Annotated in this window: 15 protein-coding genes; 6 read left to right on the top strand and 9 right to left on the bottom strand. The window is 64.9% G+C overall.

Going from position 1 to position 18872, the window contains the following annotated elements; genetic code table 11:
• Positions 1–6 precede the first annotated feature (6 nt).
• The 3 genes from JQ580_RS16790 to JQ580_RS16800 form a co-directional block, all read right to left on the bottom strand.
• Positions 7–753 (bottom strand): 2OG-Fe(II) oxygenase, encoded by a 747-nt coding sequence (locus JQ580_RS16790; protein WP_212281162.1) that lies wholly within the window; start codon positions 751–753, stop codon positions 7–9.
• A gap of 111 nt (positions 754–864) precedes the next feature.
• Entirely contained in the window at positions 865–1551 is a 687-nt protein-coding gene (locus tag JQ580_RS16795) for a DUF2848 domain-containing protein (protein WP_212281163.1), read from the bottom strand.
• Positions 1544–2893: an amidase gene (locus JQ580_RS16800; protein ID WP_212281164.1), complete on the bottom strand. Its 1350-nt coding sequence runs from the start codon at positions 2891–2893 to the stop codon at positions 1544–1546. The genes JQ580_RS16795 and JQ580_RS16800 overlap by 8 nt, the downstream gene beginning before the upstream one ends.
• Before the next feature lie 178 nt (positions 2894–3071).
• Here JQ580_RS16800 and JQ580_RS16805 point away from each other — a divergent pair, with 178 nt between their 5' ends.
• From JQ580_RS16805 to JQ580_RS16820, 4 genes are all read left to right on the top strand, one after another.
• Positions 3072–3485, top strand: a complete 414-nt coding sequence (locus JQ580_RS16805; protein WP_015687523.1) for a Zn-ribbon domain-containing OB-fold protein — start codon at positions 3072–3074, stop codon at positions 3483–3485.
• A gap of 3 nt (positions 3486–3488) precedes the next feature.
• Positions 3489–4628 (top strand): thiolase C-terminal domain-containing protein, encoded by a 1140-nt coding sequence (locus JQ580_RS16810; RefSeq protein ID WP_212281165.1) that lies wholly within the window; start codon positions 3489–3491, stop codon positions 4626–4628.
• A 137-nt stretch (positions 4629–4765) separates the two neighbouring features.
• On the top strand, positions 4766–5680 hold the full coding sequence (locus tag JQ580_RS16815; protein ID WP_106950003.1) for an SDR family oxidoreductase: 915 nt from the start codon (positions 4766–4768) through the stop codon (positions 5678–5680).
• Positions 5681–5814: 134 nt separating this feature from the next.
• The gene (locus JQ580_RS16820) at positions 5815–6927 is read left to right on the top strand and encodes an SMP-30/gluconolactonase/LRE family protein (RefSeq protein WP_212281166.1); all 1113 of its coding nucleotides are present in this window, start codon (positions 5815–5817) and stop codon (positions 6925–6927) included.
• Between the two features lie 128 nt (positions 6928–7055).
• Here the strand turns inward: JQ580_RS16820 and ppc are convergent, their stop codons facing one another.
• The 6 genes from ppc to JQ580_RS16850 all read right to left on the bottom strand — a co-directional run bounded on the left by ppc (position 7056) and on the right by JQ580_RS16850 (position 15988).
• Positions 7056–9848, bottom strand: coding sequence for a phosphoenolpyruvate carboxylase (gene ppc / locus JQ580_RS16825; protein WP_212281167.1), 2793 nt, complete (start codon positions 9846–9848; stop codon positions 7056–7058).
• 885 nt (positions 9849–10733) lie between these two features.
• Positions 10734–11819: a rhomboid family intramembrane serine protease gene (locus JQ580_RS16830; RefSeq protein ID WP_212281168.1), complete on the bottom strand. Its 1086-nt coding sequence runs from the start codon at positions 11817–11819 to the stop codon at positions 10734–10736.
• A gap of 138 nt (positions 11820–11957) precedes the next feature.
• Complete coding sequence (locus tag JQ580_RS16835; protein ID WP_212281169.1) at positions 11958–12362, bottom strand: YccF domain-containing protein; 405 nt, start codon at positions 12360–12362, stop codon at positions 11958–11960.
• Positions 12363–12543: 181 nt separating this feature from the next.
• Positions 12544–13338 (bottom strand): enoyl-CoA hydratase/isomerase family protein, encoded by a 795-nt coding sequence (locus tag JQ580_RS16840; RefSeq protein ID WP_212281170.1) that lies wholly within the window; start codon positions 13336–13338, stop codon positions 12544–12546.
• 136 nt (positions 13339–13474) lie between these two features.
• Positions 13475–15019, bottom strand: coding sequence for an acyl-CoA synthetase (locus JQ580_RS16845; RefSeq protein WP_212281171.1), 1545 nt, complete (start codon positions 15017–15019; stop codon positions 13475–13477).
• A 159-nt stretch (positions 15020–15178) separates the two neighbouring features.
• The gene (locus JQ580_RS16850; RefSeq protein ID WP_212281172.1) at positions 15179–15988 is read right to left on the bottom strand and encodes a crotonase/enoyl-CoA hydratase family protein; all 810 of its coding nucleotides are present in this window, start codon (positions 15986–15988) and stop codon (positions 15179–15181) included.
• A 106-nt stretch (positions 15989–16094) separates the two neighbouring features.
• On the opposite strand from JQ580_RS16850, the gene JQ580_RS16855 reads away from it, so the two are divergent.
• The gene (locus tag JQ580_RS16855) at positions 16095–16967 is read left to right on the top strand and encodes an SDR family oxidoreductase (RefSeq protein WP_094975278.1); all 873 of its coding nucleotides are present in this window, start codon (positions 16095–16097) and stop codon (positions 16965–16967) included.
• A gap of 268 nt (positions 16968–17235) precedes the next feature.
• Positions 17236–18813, top strand: coding sequence for a fatty acid--CoA ligase (locus JQ580_RS16860; protein WP_212281173.1), 1578 nt, complete (start codon positions 17236–17238; stop codon positions 18811–18813).
• Positions 18814–18872 lie beyond the last annotated feature (59 nt).

Consider the following 18872-nt stretch of genomic DNA (forward strand, 5'->3'; position numbering starts at 1 on the left):
CAGTACTCATTTGGCATCGTGAAAGATCACACCCAGCGTATGGCGCCGGCCGGACCTGATCCGGCTGACGCCATGGCGCAGATTAACGCGGTAGTTGCCGCGTGTCCCCTGCACCGGGCGGTGATGCACAGCGAACGCGACCGCATCGCCCTGCGCCAGCGGAACCACCTCGGCGCGGGACTGCATGCGCGGCCGCTGCTCGGTCAGCACGAACTCGCCGCCGGTGAAGTCGCGGCCGGGCTCGGAGAGCAGGATCGCGACCTGGAGCGGGAACACATGCTCGCCGTAGAGGTCCTGATGCAGGCAATTGTAATCGCCCGCGTCGTATTGCAACAGCAGTGGCGTCGGACGGCCCTGGCCCGCATCGTGGCAGCGCTCGAGAAACGCTGCATGCTGTTGGGGATAACGGATGTCGATCCCCATCGCTTCGTTCCAGCGATTGGCGACGCCTTGCAGATGCTTATAGAGCGCCGGGCGCAATTGCGCGATCCGATCGGGCAGTGGGTAGCAAAAATACTTGTATTCGCCGCGGCCAAAGCCGTGGCGCCCCATGACGATGCGGCTGCGGAAGTTGGCGTCGTCGGGATAGAGCGCGGCAATCTCGCGGCATTGGTCCGGCGTCAACAGGCCTTTCAGGACGGCGCAGCCTTGAGAGTCGAGTTCGCCGGTGATCTCGGGCCAATTGAGGGCGTCAATATGGGCCGCGGGGTTGATCGCTTCATCGATTGGGGGAGCACGTTTCGCGATTGCCATAACGATATTCATCCTTCCGCCATTCCGGGGCGCCACGCAGTCGCGAGCCCGGAATGACGGATAATGTCTGGCAGATCGTAGCGACGACGACCACCCGATTTCCGGCTGGACCTAGCCCCGCACCGGCAGCGTCACCACGTCGTACCCATGCCTGATCGTCCGCTTCAGCACGGGATCTTCCAGCTCGAAGTCGAAGCGGTCCGCCGGGCGGATGCCGCCCTTGGCCGCGAACGTGCCGCCGAACATGGCGCAGCCGTCGGGGAACTTCCCGCCCTCGAAGCCGCGCGCGATCAGGTCGTTGACCGGCAGCATCGCGTCCAGTGTGCCCTCCTGATAGAGCACGCGTTCGCCCTTGATGGTGGCATAGGAGCGCAGGATCATCTTGTCCCAGTGGCCGATGACGTCCTCCAGCTCCCACAGCGTGGAGGCGATCGGCTTGTCGCACATCTGCTTTGACACCGTAACGTTGTAGGCCTCGACCTTGCGGTCGGTGTGGTCCGAGCCGCAGCCGACGAAGATGCGGCCCTGCCAGCCGATCAGCACGAACTCGACCTCACCCGACGAGTCGCCGCCGGTGCATTCGATGCTGTCTTCCTGGGTCAGTCGCCGCGCCGCGCCGCGATAATAGATCGGCGTCGAGGCCGGCGGGGCGATGCCCATCTCCTGCAGCTCTTTGATGTGCTTGTCGCGCGCGACGGGATCGCGGCCGGTCCAGCCGGCGATGACCATCTGCTCGATCGCCAGCGTCAGCGGCGTGGTGCTGTCCTGGGCGTCGACGGTGAAAGTGAGGTCAAACACGAATGACAGCCTCCATGCCGGCAGCAAGCTCGAAGATACGGCGGTCGGTGCCGCCCGCACCGGCCAACATCAGGCCGACGGGAATTTCGCCCTCGCGATGCGCGGGCAGCGAGATGGCGCAGCCGTCGATCATGTTGATCAGGGTGCAATTGCGCAGCGCGCGCAGGTTCTGCGCGGTGAACGCCTTGTCGTCGGCGAGATCGGCGATCTTCGGCGGCGTGTTGGCGGTGGTCGGCAGCACCAGCGCATCATACGCCGCGATGCGCGCATTGACGCGGGCGATCAGCGAGCGGCGCTCGTTGAGGAGATCGATGTAGTCGGCCGCACTCTGCGCCTCGCCGCGCATGATCCGCACGGAGACGCGGGGATCGTAGACGTCGCCCTTCGCCGTGATGAGATAGCGATGCCAGGCGTAGCTTTCGGAGGCTGCAAAGCCGCCCTTGGCGTTCATCGGCCCGATGTCATGAAATTCCGCCATCTCGATGCGCTCGATGATCGCGCCGTGATCGGACAGCGTCTTCAAGGCGCGTTCGAACGTCGCGGCCACCTCTGCGTCGAGATCGTCGAGCGCGATCGTGGTCGGCACCGCCAGCCGCATGCCCTGAACCGGCCGCGGCTTCAACGGGACGATCGGCTCGCCCGCGAGCACGGCATCGAGTATGGCACAGCAACTGACCGATCGCGCCAGCGGCCCGATGCTGTCCAGCGAGAACGACAGCGGCACTGAGCCGTCGAGCGGCACGCGCCGCTGCGTCGGCTTGTAGCCGACGATGCCGTTATAGGCCGCCGGAATCCGGCAGGAGCCGCCGGTGTCGGTGCCGAGCGCGCCATGCGCCATGCCGTCCAGCACAGACACCGCCGCGCCCGAGGACGAGCCGCCGGGCACATGTCCCACCGTCCGGTTCCAGGCTCCCTTCGGCGTGCCGTAATGCGGATTGATGCCGATGCCGGAATAGGCGAACTCGGTCATGTTGGTGCGCCCGATCACGACGAAGCCGGCCCGGCGCAGCCGCGCCACCGTCGCGGCATCCTGCTCGGCCGGCGGGGAATCGTCGAGGGCACGGGAGCCGGCGCGTGTCACCTGGCCCCTGATGTCGAACAGGTCCTTGATCGAGACCGGGATGCCGGCATAGCGCGACGGCGCCGCCTTGGCCTTGCGCAAGCCGTCCATCGCGTCCGCCGCGGCGAGCGCGGCGTCCTTGTCGACATGGAGGAAGACGCGCTGGCCTTCGCCTGAGGGATCGGCGATCCTGGCGATGCAGGCCTCGACCAGCTTGCGGGAGGTGGTGCGGCCGCTTTCGAGGTCGTCGGCGAGCTTCGCCAGTGTCGGGAATTCGGGCATGTCTGTCTCACGGAATATTGTCGCGCGCAATCTATAGCGCTGCCTCAGTTCGACACAAGCATTGTGCGCATGATGGCATGCATGCGTATTGCTGGACCGTTGACGCACCATGGTCGATTGTCGCATCAAGATCGAAACGGGCGGGCGTGAGCCTGAGCCTTTGGGAGGGCGTTCCGACATGGCCGAACCGCAGCGCGCGCGACCGAAACCGACGCCGGAGACCCAGCATTTCTGGGATGGCACCAAAGCCGGCGAATTGCGCCTACAGCGCTGCGACGCCTGCGCACATGTCTACTTCCCGCCGCGCCCGTTCTGCCCGTCCTGCGCCTCGCGCAAGGTCAGCATCTTCAAGGCGAGCGGCAAGGGCTTCCTCTACAGCTACGTGATCAACCATCGCCCCGCCGCGCCCGGCTTCACGCCGCCTTATGCCATCGCGGTGGTCGAGCTCGACGAGGGTCCGCGGATGATGAGTAACATCATCGACTGCCCGCAGACGCCTGAGGCGCTCGAGCTCGACATGAAGCTCGAGGTCGCCTTCGAGGCGCTCGACGACAAGATCACCCTCCCCGTGTTTCGTCCGGCGAAGGGATAGGCCATGCGCAGCAATCAGGTTGCCGTCGTCGGTGCGGCCGAGACCACCGAGCTCGGTGTCATCCCCAATGCCTCGCAGCTCCAGTTGCACGCGGATGCCGCGCTCAACGCCATCGCGGATGCCGGACTCAAGCTGTCCGACATCGACGGCTTCGCGACCGCGGTCGAGACGCCGCAGCAGGTCTGCCACTATCTCGGCATCAAGCCGACCTGGGTCGACGGCACCTCGGTCGGCGGCTGCTCGTTCATGCTTCATGTCCGGCACGCGGCTGCGGCGATCGAAGCGGGCCTGTGCAAGACCGTGCTGATCACGCACGCCGAGAGCGGCAAGTCGATGATCGGCAAGGCGCCACGCTCGATCCCGGCCGACAGTTTGCAGGGCCAGTTCGAGGCGCCCTACGGCGTCTACGGTCCGCCCAGCATGTTCCCGATCCCCGTGCTGCGCTTCATGAAGACCTACGGCATCACCCATGAGCAGCTCGCCTCGGTGGCCGTGGTGCAGCGCGAATGGGCGGCGAAGAATCCGCGGGCGATGATGAAGGACCCGATCACGATTGCCGACGTGCTCAATTCGCGCATGATCGCGTATCCGTTCCGACTGCTGCAATGCTGCCTTGTCACCGACGGCGGCGGCGCGCTGATCCTGACCTCGGCCGACCGCGCCAGGGATTTTCCGCGCAAGCCCGTCTACATCATGGGCACCGGCGAGAGCGTGGAAACGCCGATGGTCAGCCAGATGGAGACGTTCAATTCCTCGCGCGCGTTCAAGACCGCGGGGCCGCTGGCCTTCAGGGAAGCCGGCATCGCGCACAAGGACGTCGATCATCTCATGATCTACGACGCGTTTGCGCATCTGCCGCTGTTCGGCCTTGGCGACCTCGGCTTCATGCCGCATGAGGAGACCGGCAAGTTCATCGCAGACGGCAACACGCGGCCCGGCGGCAAGTTGCCACTCAACACCAATGGTGGTGGCTTGAGCTACATGCATTCGGGCATGTACGGCATGTACGCGCTGCAGGAGAGCGTGCGACAGATGCGCGGCATCGCGCCGGCACAGGTGCCGAACGCGACCATTTCGGTGTGTCATGGCGTCGGCGGCATGTTCGCCGCGAGTGGCACGATCGTGTTCACGAACGAGAGGTAGTGGCTGTCATTCCGGGATGCGCCGAAGGCGCAGGCCCGGAATCCATAACCACGATCAGGAGTATGGATTCCGGGCTCGCGCCAAGCGGCGCGCCCCGGAATGACAGCAAAACTTGGAACGGCTAGCGGAGAACCCACATGAGCAAATCACTGCAAGACAAGGTCATCATCGTCACCGGCGCAGGCCGCGGCATCGGGCGCGAGATCGCGCTGCTCTGCGCGGCGGAGGGCGCCAAGGTCGTGGTCAACGATCCCGGCAGCGCCGCCGACGGCGCAGGCTCCAACGCGGCGCCCGCCGAGGAGGTGGTTGAGGAGATCAAGAAGCGCGGCGGCACTGCAGTCGCCAATTTCGAGTCGGTCGCCGAAGCCATCCCCGCCAGCAAGATCGTGAAGACCGCGACCGATCATTTCGGCCGGCTCGACGGTGTCGTCAACAATGCCGGCATCCTGCGCGACATGATCTTCCACAAGATGAGCGTGGAGGCGTTCGAGGCCGTCATCAAGGTTCATCTGATGGGCTCGTTCTACGTCAGCCACGCCGCCGCGCGCATCTTCCGCGAGCAGGAGTCGGGCTCCTTCGTGCACTTCACCTCGACCTCCGGCCTGATCGGCAATTTCGGCCAGGCCAATTACGCCGCCGCCAAGCTCGGCATCGTCGGGCTCTCCAAATCGATCGCGCTCGACATGGGCCGTTTCAACGTCCGCTCCAACTGCGTCTCGCCGTTCGCCTGGACCCGCATGATCGGCACCATCCCGACCGAGACGGACGCCGAAAAGGCGCGGGTCGAGAAGATCAAGCAGATGGGCCCGGAGAAGATCGCGCCGCTCTGCGGCTATCTGATCTCCGATGCCGCCAAGGACGTCACCGGCCAGATTTTCGGCGTGCGCATGAACGAGATCTTCCTGTTCAGCCAGAACCGTCCGATCCGTTCGGTGCAGCGAAGCGAAGGCTGGACGCCGCAATCGATCGCCGAGCATGGCATGCCGGCGCTGAAGGGGTCGTTCTACAAGCTCGACCGCTCCGCCGACATCTTCACCTGGGATCCAGTCTAGGCTTGGGATCCCGTCCAGCCGCATTTCCGGCATCCCTGCCCTGCGATCTCCGGTTGTCTCAGCCGGAGATCGCTCCGCTTTAAGCCTGATTGCAGGCGAATGGTGCGCCTCCCAACACACTTTGGGAGGAAACCATGACAAGAATACTGACCAACTCCGACAACACCACTGCAAGCGGCGGTCTCGGCCGCCGCGCGTTGCTGCAGGGAGCCGCGACACTCGCCGCATCGACCCTGCTCGCCTCCAATGCGGACGCCCGCGACTTCGGCGCCAATGCCGAGCCGCAGCGCTATCCCGACCCCGACATCATCGCCGTCGACCCCAAGCGCTTCAAGGCCAAGGTCGGCAACACCGCGATCAAGCGGCTCTACACCGGCTGCCTGTGGGCGGAGGGACCGGCGTGGAATGCGCAAGGACAATATCTCGTCTGGAGCGACATCCCCGCCAACCGGCAGCTGCGCTACCTCGACGACGATGGTCACATCTCCGAGCAATTCCACAAGCCGTCGAACGAGGCCAACGGCAATTCGTTCGACACCGAGGGCCGCCAGCTCAGCGCCGAGCGCACCCGCCTCGTCCGCTACGAGCATGACGGCTCGGTGACGACGCTGGCCGAGCAGGCCGGCGGCAAGCCGCTCAATGGGCCGAACGATATGGTCGTGCATCCCAACGACAAGTCGATCTGGTTCACAGATCCCGGCTACGGCGCGATCAGCATCTACGAGGGCAAGCTCGCCAACACCGGCTCGCTGCAGCCGCACCAGAAGGAAGCCGTCTATCGTCTCGACACCCAGTCGGGGCAGCTCGCCAAGGTCGCCGACGAGCCGTTCAAGCCGAACGGCATCGCCTTCTCCCACGACTACAAGAAGCTCTATGTCTGCGACACCGGCATCACGCATTATCCCGAAGCCAAGAACGTGGTGTGGGCCTACGACATCGACGGTGCCAAGCTGTCCAATCCGAAGAAGCTGATCGACATGACGCTCGACGGCAAGTCGGGCTTTCCAGACGGCTTGCGGGTCGACACCGAGGGCAACATCTGGGTCGGCGCCGGCTGGGTCGGCCCCGGCTATGACGGCGTGCAGGTGTTCGCGCCGAACGACGGCGCGAGGATCGGGCAGATCCTGCTGCCCGAGACCTGCGCCAATGTCTGCTTCGGCGGCAAGAAGCGCAACCGCCTGTTCATGACCGCGAGCCAGTCGCTCTATGCGGTCTATGTGGAGACGCAAGGCGCGCATTTCTGTTGAGGCGTGCTCTCTCATCCTCGTCATGGCCGGGCTTGTCCCGGCCATCCACGACTTGGTGTGCGGCGAACAACGTGGATGCCCGGGACAAGCCCGGGCATGATGACTGAGGGTGTGGTCGCGGCGTTGCGCTAACCCGTATTCCTCAGCCCCGCCGAGATGCCGTTGATCGTCAGCTGAATCCCGCGCAGCACCTGCTCGTCCGGGTTCTGCGCGCGGTGCTCCTTCAACAGCTCGACCTGCACGTGGTTGAGCGGATCGAGATAGGGGAAGCGATGGCGCAAGGAGCGCTCCAGCAGCGGGTTGCCCTGTAGCAGGCGGTCCTGGCCCATGATGTCGAGCAACGTCTCGATGCAGGAGTGCCATTCACGGCGGATTCGGCCGAAGATCTTCTCGCGCAAGGCTTCGTCCGGCACCAGTTCGGCATAGCGCGAGGCGATCGCGATCGAGCTTTTCGCCAGCACCATGTCCATGTTCGACAAGAGCATGCGGAAGAACGGCCATTCCTGGTAGAGCTCCCTCAGGAACGGCATGCCCTTGTCGGGATGCTGCGCGATCCACTGCTCGACCGCGCTGCCAAAGCCGTACCATCCCGGCAGCATCAGGCGGCATTGCGCCCACGAAAACACCCAGGGAATGGCGCGCAGGTCCTCGATCGCGCGGGTCTTCTTGCGCGAAGCCGGACGGCTGCCGATGTTCAGCGTCGCGATCTCGTTGATGACGGTGGATGACCAGAAATAATCCACGAAGCCGTCGGTCTCGTAGACGAGGCCGCGATAGGCCTTGAAGGCGAGGTTCGACAGCTCGTCCATCGTCGTCAGATACTCGTGGCGTGGCGCGCTCTGGCGCGGATGCAGGAGGCTCGCCTCCAGCGTCGCGGCTGCGAGGATCTCCAGATTGTTGCGGCCGACTTCGGCGTTGGAATATTTCGAGGAGATGATCTCGCCCTGCTCGGTGATGCGGATCTGCCCGTTCACGGCGCCGCCGGGCTGGGCGATGATCGCGTCATAGCTCGGACCACCGCCGCGGCCGACCGAGCCGCCGCGGCCGTGGAACAGGCGCAGGCGCACGTGATGCCGCTCGAACACTTCGACGAGGTTGATCTCGGCCTTATAGAGCTCCCAGCCGGATGTGACGAAGCCGCCGTCCTTGTTGCTGTCGGAATAGCCGAGCATGACCTCCTGCACGCTGCCGCGGCTGTCGACCAGGCGGCGGTAATCGTGCAGTGACAGCATGCGATCCATGATGGCGCTGGAGGCCTGCAGATCCTCGATCGTCTCGAACAGCGGCACGATGTTGATCGCGCTGCGGCCGGAGGGATGAACGAGGCCGACCTCCTTCAGGAGCACCGCGACCTCGAGCATGTCGGACATGCCCTTGCACATCGAGATGATGCATTGGGGAATGGAGTCCGAGCAGAACTTCGCATGCGCTTCCGCGGCGGCATGGAACACGTTGAGCTCGCCCATGGTCTCGTCGCTGTACTTGACGAAGGGCGAGACCAGCGCGCGCGTCGAGCGCAGCTCGTTCGTCAGCAGCGAGATGCGGGCGTCCTCGCCGAGCGCGAGATAGGACATGCCGGGATTGGCGGCGTCCATCAGCTCGGCGATGGTGCGCTCGTGCACCGCCGAGTTCTGGCGGATGTCGAGCCGCGCCAGATGGAAGCCGAAGCAGTCCACCGCGCGGCGCAGCAGACGCAGCCGGCCGCGCGCGATGACGCGGGCGTTGTTGGAGATCAGCGAACGGTGCAGCACGTCGAGATCGGCCTGAAATTCCTTGACGCTGCCGTAAGGCGCGCCCTTGCCGACCGGCCGGCGCGTGATCTCGACCTGGAGCATTTCGGCCGTGGCGGTCAGGCGCGCATAGATGCCGGAGACCGCCAACCGATAAGGCTCGCCGCTCCGATGCGGCGAGGTGTCCGGCGAGCGCTCTGCCAGCTTGCGCAACTCCTCGGAGACGTCGGCGAGATGGGCTGCGATCGACAGTTCGGAGCCGAGCACATGCAGCTCCTCCAGATAGAACTGCATCACCCGGCTGGACTGCAGCCGCAGCGTGCCGCGCATCACGTCGGCGGTGACGAAAGGATTGCCGTCGCGATCTCCGCCGATCCAGCTGCCCATGCGCAGGAACGAGGCGAGCTCGGAGGCCGCCTGCTCGCCGCCCTCATCCAGCCGGTCTTCGAGCGCGTTGACCAGCCGCGGCACCTCGCGCAGGAAAGTGTAATCGTAGAACGACAGGCCATTGGCGACCTCGTCGAGCACGGTGAGCTTGGTCCGGCGCAGCAGGTTGGTCTGCCACAGCGTCAGCACCTCGCGGCGCAGCTGCTCGTCGCTGGCATCAGCCTCTTCCGCGGTCAGCGCCACGCGCTCGCGGCGGTCGAGCAGGCCTGCGACCTCCATCTCGCGGTCCATGGTGCTCTTGCGGCGGACTTCGGTCGGGTGCGCGGTCAGGACCGGGCTGACCAGCGCGGACTTGAAGAAGCTGCGGAGCTGATCGGGACCGATGCCCGCCGCCTTGGCATGGGCCAGCGTCTCGGCCAGCACGCCGGTGCTCTTGCCGGCGCTGCGTGCCCGCATCTGGCGGATGTTGTTCTGGTCCTCGGCGATGTTGGCAAGGTGGGAGAAATAGCTGAAGGCACGGACGATCCGCACCGTTTCCGACGTCGACATGCTGTCGAGGATCTGTTCGAGCTCGCGGCGGGCGAGCCGGTCCTCATCGCGGTGGAACCTGATCGAGGTCTGGCGGATGCGCTCGACCAGGTCGAACACATCGGCGCCCTCCTGGTCGCGTACGGTGTCGCCGAGGATGCGTCCGAGCAGGCGGATATCGTCGCGCAGCCGGGCGTCAGCCTCCAGAGCCTGGACATCCTCGGGACGGTTGGCGCGCGGTTCGGTACTGTCGGAGGGTATGGTCTGGAGGGACATGGCTCGCTCCTTGGTTCGAGCTCGCTTGGATGCCCGGCACGGCGAGTGTGCGATATTTTTCTACCGCAGTGCAAGACGAAGTTGGAGGCGGTGCACACGGTCGACATTCATCGCCAAACACGCCTTCGCGATCCCGCGGCATGTTTTGCCCGAGCTTTGCTGTCCGTTTCGCCCTCGTCGAAAACAAAGGGCGCAGGGAAGGCCGGGCGCCGGCTGGCACCCAGGGTCCGCACGCGAAAGACGCACGCGGGGTTGACCACAGGTGTTGCCGGTCGCCCGGCCTTCCCTGCGCGATGGTGTTACGGCTTATGGCGCGCTCTCCCCGGGGAGCGGTGCACTATTGCCCCCGTCGCCTTGCGGATCACTGATGCACGCGCCCGGTCGGGCAACTCACACCACCGCAAGCCTTGACGCCAGCCTGCGGGCGTCGGGACCACACGCTTTTGCCGTCCGCGGACGTCCCGCCCCGGACTGTCGGAAGCTCGCGCGTGCTCGCCCCTGACGCCGAAACGAAACGCTGTAACCGCGCCGTGTCGTGCCGCGGATCGCGATGGCTCACGGGGGTCGCCCGCCCTGCCATCACCTCACGCGCCGGCGCTGCCGCGTCCATCGCATCCCGGCCTGCGTATCGTGACGATCGCGAAACGCCCCTTGACGGGCCGGGATGGAATGCGGTTTAGCCGAAACAATAATTTCGGTCAATCAGAATATTTTGCAGCGATGTCCCTTGACCTGAATGCGGTGTGTTTTGGCCGTTGATAGCGCAAGTGGTTGAGAGCGGACCGACAGCGCGCATGATGGGTCGAGCCTTTGCGACCCATCATGCTCGTCTTCGACGGACGGGTTGATGGGTTTCGCTCGCGCTCTACCCATCCTACGAGCTGGTCAGAGTCCATGACGCCTGTTGCGTTCGGCACGCAACGAGGTGCCGACAAATCCCACGTCCTCGATCCCCCGCGATATCTCCTTCGAACAGAGCCACAGCGTGACCGCAGCGGCCCCGACCGCCGCGAGACCCGAGATGAGGACGGCGTTGGGACAGAACATGGCGAGAAAATTATCAAGTGGGACGATTCCCGTAGGCCAGCGCGGGCTGCAAGACGACCCCAGCGCCCAACCGCCGAGCATCACCGCGGCAGCGTTTGCTGCGGCCAGCACCATCACGACGATCGCCAGGCCCTTTTTCATCGACAATACGAGATCGACGATCTTCACGATCGCACAACATGCGAGCACGACCACGAGGATAAAGCTCCACCCGGAAAAGCCGGGCGCAAAGGCCTGGGCCTGGCCGCTCCAGGTCCATAGCGCGGCCGAACAAGCGAGTAGCGTGAGATCGACCTTCACCGCTTCCGGAAACTTGCAGCGAAGTACGTAAGGACTCGCTTTCTCGATCAGGTCCAGCACGGCGCAGGCGATCAGCCCGGCCGCAAAACCGCCGAGATGGACGCCCCAGTCGATGCGGGAATTGCCGAATGCAAATGCGATGTTCAACCCGATATTGATCGCGAAGAAGTCGAAACCGACCTCGAGCTTGCCGAGGATCCACAGGCACAGCAACGCGCCGAGGATGCCGGACGTCGCGCCAGATGCGCCGACCGTGAGATAAGGCGTGGCATGGATGCCGTTGCCGATGATGGCGCCGAACACCATCGCGCAGAGATAGACGATGAGAAAATAGGACGGCCCAATCCGCCGCTCCAGATGTGCGCCCCACAGCACCAGGCACAACATGTTCATGGTGAGGTGGACGAAATTGACGTGCAGGAAGCCATAGGCGAGCAGGCGCCAGTATTCGTGCCGGGCGATGGCGCTCGCGTACATGCCGCCATAGCGATAGAGCAATTCCGCCGGCGCCGACGGGCCGCCAGCCTGGATGAAACAGAATCCGGACGCAAGGACGGTCACCATCATCAGCGTGTAGATGGCGGCATGGGGCACTTCGAAGAAACTGGCACGATTGGCAGGCATGGCAGATCGCAAGCGGCGGGGACAGGAACCGCAACCTACCCGAGCCGATCGTAAATTGCTACTCCAGCGCGTGCGCTGGCTCCGGCCGCATCGAAAGGCTTGTTTCGTACGGCAAGCTTCCGCTACTCCGGCTTCATCCTACGCCGGCACGATCACCTTGCCGATCGGCCAAAGCGCGATGCCGGCCAGCTTCAGATGCGCCCAGGCGAAGGGAATGCCGATGATGGTGATTGCGAGCGCCAGCGCGGTCAACAAGTGCCCGAGCGCCAGCCACCAGCCGGCGAGCACGAACCAGATGATGTTGCCGATCACCCCGAGCGCGCCGGTGCCGATATCCTCGATACCCGTGACGTCGTAGCGGTTGACCGCACGCGAGCCGAACGGCAGCAGCGTGTAGACGGCGATGTTGAACGCCGCCCGCGCCCACGGCAGGCCGACGATGGTGACGGCCATGATGACCGCGGCAACCACCCAGCCGAACGCCATCCAGGCGCCGCCGAAGAGGATCCAGAGGATGTTGAGGAGCATGGAAACGGGAGACATGGGATGATCCGGAGGTGGATGATCCCGTTTATATAGGCACGAAATCTGTCTCTGCTAAGACGCCATATAGCCCGTGTGAACCAACGGATCGGGCGAAGCGCCGTCCGATGACAGGCTCCGCGACATCCGGGACCTCCCTCTCACCGTCCCGGGTATCGCTGCGCTCACCCGGGCGACAGGATTACCGCCCCTCGAATTTCGGCTCGCGCTTTTCCATAAACGCCTTCATGCCCTCGGCCATGTCCTGGGTCTTGAACAGCGGCAGGAGCTGGAGATAGACGTGGTGGACGTGGTCGTGGAAGTTCTCGTTCAGGCCCATGCGCATCATGCGCTTGGAGGCCTGCACGGCCAGCGGCGCGTTGGCGGCGATTTCGCGGGCGATGGCGGTGGCGCGGCTCATCAGCTCGGCATCCGGCACGACCTCGTTGGCGAGGCCCCAGTCCAGGCATTCGCGCGCGCTGAGCGTGCGGCCGGTGAAGATCAGCTCGGAGGCCTTGGCCCAGCCGAGCATGCGCGGCAGCAGCCAGGTGCCGCCGGATTCCGGCACCACCCCGCGCTTGACGAAGGCGGCAGCGAGCTTGGCCGATTCCGCCATGATGCGGATGTCGCAGCCGAGCGCGGTGTCCATGCCGTATCCCGCCGCGCCCCCGTTGACGGCGCAGATCGTCGGCTTGTCCATCGCCTGCAACACCGTCGGCGGCGTATTGCGGAGATTGATCGTGGTCGGCGAGGACGCCGCGCTGAGGCCGTTGCCGTCGCGCTCCTTGCGCAGGTCGAGGCCGGCGCAGAACGCCCGCCCCTTGCCGGTGAGGATCACGACGCGGACGTTCCTGTCCTCGTTGGCTTCAGTCAGGATCCGCGCCAGATCGTTCAGCATCGGGCCGGAGATCGTGTTCATGCGCTCCGGCGCGTTCAGCGTGATGGTCGCGATGTGGTCGGCGACTGTGTACAGGACTTCGTTGGCGGCGTCGGTCATGACAAATATCCCCTTGTGCCCTGGTCTCGTAGGGTGGGCAAAGGCGCGTTTGCGCCGTGCCCACGATCTTGCAACGCATTCTGATCGAGAGGGGGCACGCTTCGCTTTGCCCACCCTACGGGTCTTCGTCGAATTGTCAGATCTTCCGCCCCGCCTGCTCCCAATAGGGATCGCGCAGGCGGCGCTTGAATATCTTGCCGGAATCTTCACGCGGCAGGCCCGAGCGGATCTCGATGTGCTTGGGCACCTTGTAGTCGGCCAGATGCGTCTTCAGCGCAGCGCGGACACCTGCGGTGTCGAGCCTGACGCCGGCTTGCGGCTCCACCACGGCCATCAGCGCTTCGCCGAACTCGGCGTCGGGGATGCCGAACACCGCGCAATCGTGCACGCCGGGCACGGCGTGGAGCACCGACTCGATTTCGGCGGGGTAGATGTTGACGCCGCCCGAGATCACCATGTCGCGCTTGCGGTCGCAGATGAAGACATAGCCGTCCTCGTCGATGTAGCCGACATCGCCCGAGGTGATGAAACCGTCGCGGTCGATCTCGGCGCGCTTGTCAGGCTTGTTGTGGTAGGTGAAGTCGGCCATCCCTGCCATGCGGGAATAGATCTCGCCGATCTCGCCGGCCGGCAGAACGCGGCCGTCGTCGCCGATGAAACGCAGCTCGGCGCCGGGCGAGATCTTGCCGACGGTGCCGGGCTTCTTCAGCGCGTCCTCTGACGTCGCGAATGTGACGGCGCTGGATTCGGTCGAGCCGTAGAATTCGTAGATCACCGGCCCCCACCATTCGATCATGGCGCGCTTGACGTCGGCCGGACACGGCGCGGCGGCGTGGATGACGTGGCGCAGCGAGGAGACGTCGTACCTCTTGCGCACCGCCTCCGGCAGCTTCATCAGGCGGATGAACATGGTCGGCACCATGAAGATGGTGTCGATCTTGTATCTCTCGATCAGTTCCAGGAATTCCTCGGCTTCGAAGCGCGGCATCAGCACCAGCGCGCCGCCGAGCTTGCCGGCGCGAATACCGAACGAGTTCGGCGCGGAGTGGTAGAGGGGACCCGGCAGGATCGCGCGGGCGCCGGGCTTGAGGCCGTAGATCATCGCACGCATGCGCTCGCCGGCCGCCTGCTGCTCCGGCGTCGGCGCGTTGCGACGCACGCCCTTGGGATGGCCCGTGGTGCCAGAGGTGTAGATCATGTTCATGGGCTGCGGCACGACCGGGCCGTCATAGGGCTGGTGTTGCGCGAGCCAGGATTCGAAATCGATGGCGAAGTCCGGCGTCGTCAGATGACCGGAATCGATCTTGTAATTCGAGAGGATCTCCGGCGGCGTCGGCACGCTGAGCACGGTGACGTCTGCCGGAATCGCGTCACGCAGGGCGTGCAGCATGTCGGCATGTCCGATCAGCACCGACGTGCCGGTGTCTTGCAGAATGTAATTGATCTCTTCCGGCTTGAAGTGCCAGTTGATCGGCACGCCATAGGCTCCGAGCCGCATCGCGGCATAGGCGGCCTCCAGGAAGGCGATGTCGTTGCGCATCAGCATGCAGACGCAATCGCCCTGGCGGGCGCCGATCCTGGCGAGGCCGGACGCGATGCGGTCGGCGCGGGATGCGACCTCTGCGTGGGAACGGCGGCGTTCGCCGGAGACGATGCCGAGGAAGCTGGACGTTTCGCTCATTTTGTTTTCCGATCTTTCGTCGGGTTGAGAAGTTTGGCTTCGATCTCAATCGTCATTCCGGGATGCGCCGAAGGCGCAGGCCCGGAATCCATAACAACGAGCCGGGGGTATGGATTCCGGGTTCGATGCTCCGCATCGCCCCGGAATGACGGGAGTTACTTAATCCGCGAATTTCGGCGCGCGCTTCTCCAGGTTGGCGCGCACCGCCTCGGTCTGGTTCGCGCTGCCGATCAGCTTTTGCTGCTCGACGGACTCCGCGAGCAACGCCGGACCGGGATCGACGGAGAGATTGTTGAGCAGACGCTTGGCCGCGCGGATCGCATCGGGGCTCTTGCCGGCGATCTCGCGCGCGACCTCCAGCGCCGTCGCACGCGGGTCGTCGCAAATGCGCGTGGCGAGGCCGTAAGTCATCGCCTCCTGCGCGGAGAAGATGCGGCCGGTGTAGGTGAGATCGCGCAGGATGTCGTCGCGTACCAGCGAGGCCAGGATCGGCGTGCCCGCCATGTCGGGCACGAGGCCCCATTTGATCTCCATGATCGACATCCGCGCGTCGGGCGCGAGGAAGCGCATGTCGGCACCGAGGGACAGCTGGAAACCGCCGCCGAAGGCGACGCCATGCACGGCCGCAATCACCGGAACCGGAAGCTGGCGCCAGCCCCACACCGCCTGTTGCGGGAAGTTCGCCTGTCCATGCGTCCGCTTGGTGAGATCGCGCGTTTCGCCACCCGGAATTCCGTTGCCGCCCTTTTCCTTCATGGCGGCAAAACGTCCCATGTCGAGCCCGGCGCAGAAGGCACGGCCATCGCCGGAGAGCACGACCGCGCGCACGCTCTTGTCCTTCGCAAGCCGGTCGGTCGCGGCGACAAGGGCCTCGAACATCGCCTGATCCAGCGCATTCATCTTGTCGGCGCGCACCAGGCGCACGTCGGCCACGCCTTCCGAGATCGAGATCGAGACGCGCTCTTCCATGGACGAATTCTCCCCTGTTCGTGACCGGTTGCGGCTTTACAGGACGCCGCCAGCCGGATTTAGTCAATCGACCAATTAACTGACAATCCGTACGGGAGAAACGGCCATGTTCAAGGAAAATCTTCTGGCGGGGCGGCGCATTCTCGTGACCGGCGGCGGCACCGGTCTCGGCAAGTCGATGGCGGCGCGCTTCCTCCAGCTCGGCGCCGAAGTGCATATCTGCGGCCGGCGCAAGATCGTGTGCGACGAGACCGCGACCGAGCTGATGGCCGAGTACGGCGGCCGCGTCACCAGCCACGGCGTCGACATCCGCAACGCGCTCGCGGTCGAGGAGATGGTCGAGACCATCTTCCGCGACGGCGGGCTCACCGACCTCATCAACAACGCCGCCGGCAATTTCATCTCGCGCACCGAGGAGCTGTCGCCGCGCGGCTTCGATGCGGTCGCCAACATCGTCATGCACGGCACGTTCTACGTGACGCAGGCCGTCGGCAAGCGCTGGATCGCGGACAAGCAGCCCGGCAATGTCGTCTCGATCACCGTGACCTGGGTGCGCAACGGCTCGCCTTACGTGGTGCCGTCGGCGATGAGCAAATCGGCCATCCACGCCATGACGATGTCGCTCGCGACCGAATGGGGCCGCTACGGCATCCGCCTCAACACCATCGCGCCCGGCGAGATCCCGACCGAGGGCATGAGCAAGCGCATCAAGCCGGGCGACGAGGCCGGCGCGCGCACCAAGGCGATGAACCCGATGGGCCGCGTCGGCTCCATGGAGGAATTGCAGAACCTCGCGGTGTTCCTGATCTCCGGCGGCTGCGACTGGATCAACGGCGAGACCATCGCCATGGACGGTGCCCAGGCGCTCGCCATGGGCGGCAATTTCTACCAGCTCCGCGACTGGAGCGACGACGACTGGAAGACCGCGCGCGAGAGCATCATGGCGCAGAACGAGAAGGACCGCGCCAAGCGGGGGTAGTCGCGGCCTCGTGCCCCGGATGCAGTGCGGCGCGCCCCCGGCGATGCGAAGCATCGTCCGGAGCGGCGTGGTGCGCTGCTGAGCCCGGGCCCATCTATCCTTCTGCACACTGCAGCATGGGTCCGGCTCCGCGCAGCAGCGCAAGAGCTGCAGCGCGTCCGGGACACGAGACTGCGCTTGTCCGGGACGACAGCGTAACCCTCATCTTGTCTTCACCCGCGATTGACTCCACACTCGCCGCATAAAAACAAACCGCCACGGGAGAAACATGTCCACACAGCCATTGGCAACTCTTGCCGACATGGTGCGCGAGCGCGCCAGGAGCCGCGGCGATGCCATCGCCTACGAATTCGAGAGACGCCTCACCAGCTTTGCCGAATTCGACATCAAGACCAACAAGGTCGCGAACGCCCTGATTGCGATGGGCGTCAGACACGGCGACCGCATCGCCTATCTCGGCAAGAACAGCGACCTCTATTTCGAATTGCTGATGGGCGCGATGAAGGCCGGCGTGGTGATGGCGCCGGTGAACTGGCGGCTCGCGGGGCCCGAGGTCGCCTTCATCGTAGGCGACTGCAAGGCGCCGGTGCTCTTCGTCGGGCCGGAATTCATTACGCAAGTCCGCCAGATCAAGGATGAATTGCCGAGCGTGCGCACTGTCATCACCACCGAGGGCGGTGCACCGGAATGGCAGGATTTTACGGCGTGGCGCGACGCGCAGAGCGGAGACGACCCGAGGGTGCCGATCGACACCCGGGATATCGCGATCCAGCTCTATACGTCGGGCACCACCGGCAAGCCGAAGGGCGCGATGTTGAGCCACGCGAACTTCCTCAACCTCGTGCAGACGGGCAATGCCGAGGACAAGCCGGAATGGAACCGGTGGTCGACCGACGACGTGTCGCTGGTGGCGATGCCGATCTTCCATATCGGCGGCTCCGGCTGGGGCGTGATGGGGCTCTACCACGGCGCCCGCGGCGTGATCGCGCGCGAGTTCGACCCGACCAAGGTGCTGGATTTCTTCGAGCAGTCCGGCATCACGAAACTGTTCATGGTGCCCGCGGCGATGCAGTTCGTGGTGCGGCAGCCGCGCGCCAGGACGGTCGACTTCTCACGATTGAAATACATGCTGTATGGCGCTTCGCCGATACCGGCGGCGTTGCTGAAGGAGTGCATCGAGGTCTTCAAATGCGGCTTCGTGCAGATGTACGGCATGACCGAGACGACAGGCACGATCGTCGCGCTGCCGCCGGAGGATCACGTCGAGGGGCTGGAGCGGATGCGCTCGGCCGGCAAGGCGCTGCCCGGCATCGAGCTGGCCATCCTGGATGTGGACGGCAAGCCGCTGCCGCCGCGCGAGGTCGGCGAGATCGCGACGCGCTCGGGCTCGAACATGGCGGGCTATTGGAACCTGCCGGAGGCGACCGCCGCGACCTTGCGCAGCGACGGCTGGCTGCGTACCGGCGATGCCGGCTACATGGACGAGGACGGCTATCTCTACATCCACGATCGCATCAAGGACATGATCATCTCCGGCGGCGAGAACATCTACCCCGCCGAGGTCGAGAGCGCGCTGTGCGATCATCCCGACATTGCCGAGGCCGCCGTGATCGGCGTGCCCGATGACAAATGGGGCGAGGCCGTGAAGGCGGTCGTGGTGATGAAGCCGGGCAAGCAGGCCACGGAGACCGACATCATCAACTTCACCCGCACGCGCATCGCCGGCTACAAGACGCCGAAGAGCGTGGAGTTTCTGCCGGCCTTGCCGCGGAATCCGTCAGGCAAGATTCTGCGGCGGCAGCTGCGGGAACCGCATTGGGCGGGGAAGGATCGACGGGTGAACTGAGACGGGGTGCCGTAGGGTGGGCAAAGGCGCAAAGCGCCGTGCCCACCTTCTTCACGTCT

Origin of the sequence: Bradyrhizobium sp. SZCCT0148, assembly GCF_018129985.1 — a bacterium.
GTDB lineage: Bacteria > Pseudomonadota > Alphaproteobacteria > Rhizobiales > Xanthobacteraceae > Bradyrhizobium > Bradyrhizobium japonicum_H.

Excerpts from the sequence above, each read along its gene's own strand:
- JQ580_RS16805 (WP_015687523.1), top strand. The coding sequence starts at position 3,072 with ATGGCCGAACCGCAGCGCGCGCGACCGAAACCGACGCCGGAGACCCAG.
- JQ580_RS16840 (WP_212281170.1), bottom strand. The coding sequence starts at position 13,338 with ATGACCGACGCCGCCAACGAAGTCCTGTACACAGTCGCCGACCACATC.
- ppc (WP_212281167.1), bottom strand. The coding sequence starts at position 9,848 with ATGTCCCTCCAGACCATACCCTCCGACAGTACCGAACCGCGCGCCAAC.
- JQ580_RS16845 (WP_212281171.1), bottom strand. The coding sequence starts at position 15,019 with ATGAGCGAAACGTCCAGCTTCCTCGGCATCGTCTCCGGCGAACGCCGC.
- JQ580_RS16860 (WP_212281173.1), top strand. The coding sequence starts at position 17,236 with ATGTCCACACAGCCATTGGCAACTCTTGCCGACATGGTGCGCGAGCGC.
- JQ580_RS16815 (WP_106950003.1), top strand. The coding sequence starts at position 4,766 with ATGAGCAAATCACTGCAAGACAAGGTCATCATCGTCACCGGCGCAGGC.
- JQ580_RS16800 (WP_212281164.1), bottom strand. The coding sequence starts at position 2,893 with ATGCCCGAATTCCCGACACTGGCGAAGCTCGCCGACGACCTCGAAAGC.
- JQ580_RS16820 (WP_212281166.1), top strand. The coding sequence starts at position 5,815 with ATGACAAGAATACTGACCAACTCCGACAACACCACTGCAAGCGGCGGT.
- JQ580_RS16850 (WP_212281172.1), bottom strand. The coding sequence starts at position 15,988 with ATGGAAGAGCGCGTCTCGATCTCGATCTCGGAAGGCGTGGCCGACGTG.
- JQ580_RS16790 (WP_212281162.1), bottom strand. The coding sequence starts at position 753 with ATGGCAATCGCGAAACGTGCTCCCCCAATCGATGAAGCGATCAACCCC.
- JQ580_RS16855 (WP_094975278.1), top strand. The coding sequence starts at position 16,095 with ATGTTCAAGGAAAATCTTCTGGCGGGGCGGCGCATTCTCGTGACCGGC.
- JQ580_RS16830 (WP_212281168.1), bottom strand. The coding sequence starts at position 11,819 with ATGCCTGCCAATCGTGCCAGTTTCTTCGAAGTGCCCCATGCCGCCATC.
- JQ580_RS16810 (WP_212281165.1), top strand. The coding sequence starts at position 3,489 with ATGCGCAGCAATCAGGTTGCCGTCGTCGGTGCGGCCGAGACCACCGAG.
- JQ580_RS16835 (WP_212281169.1), bottom strand. The coding sequence starts at position 12,362 with ATGTCTCCCGTTTCCATGCTCCTCAACATCCTCTGGATCCTCTTCGGC.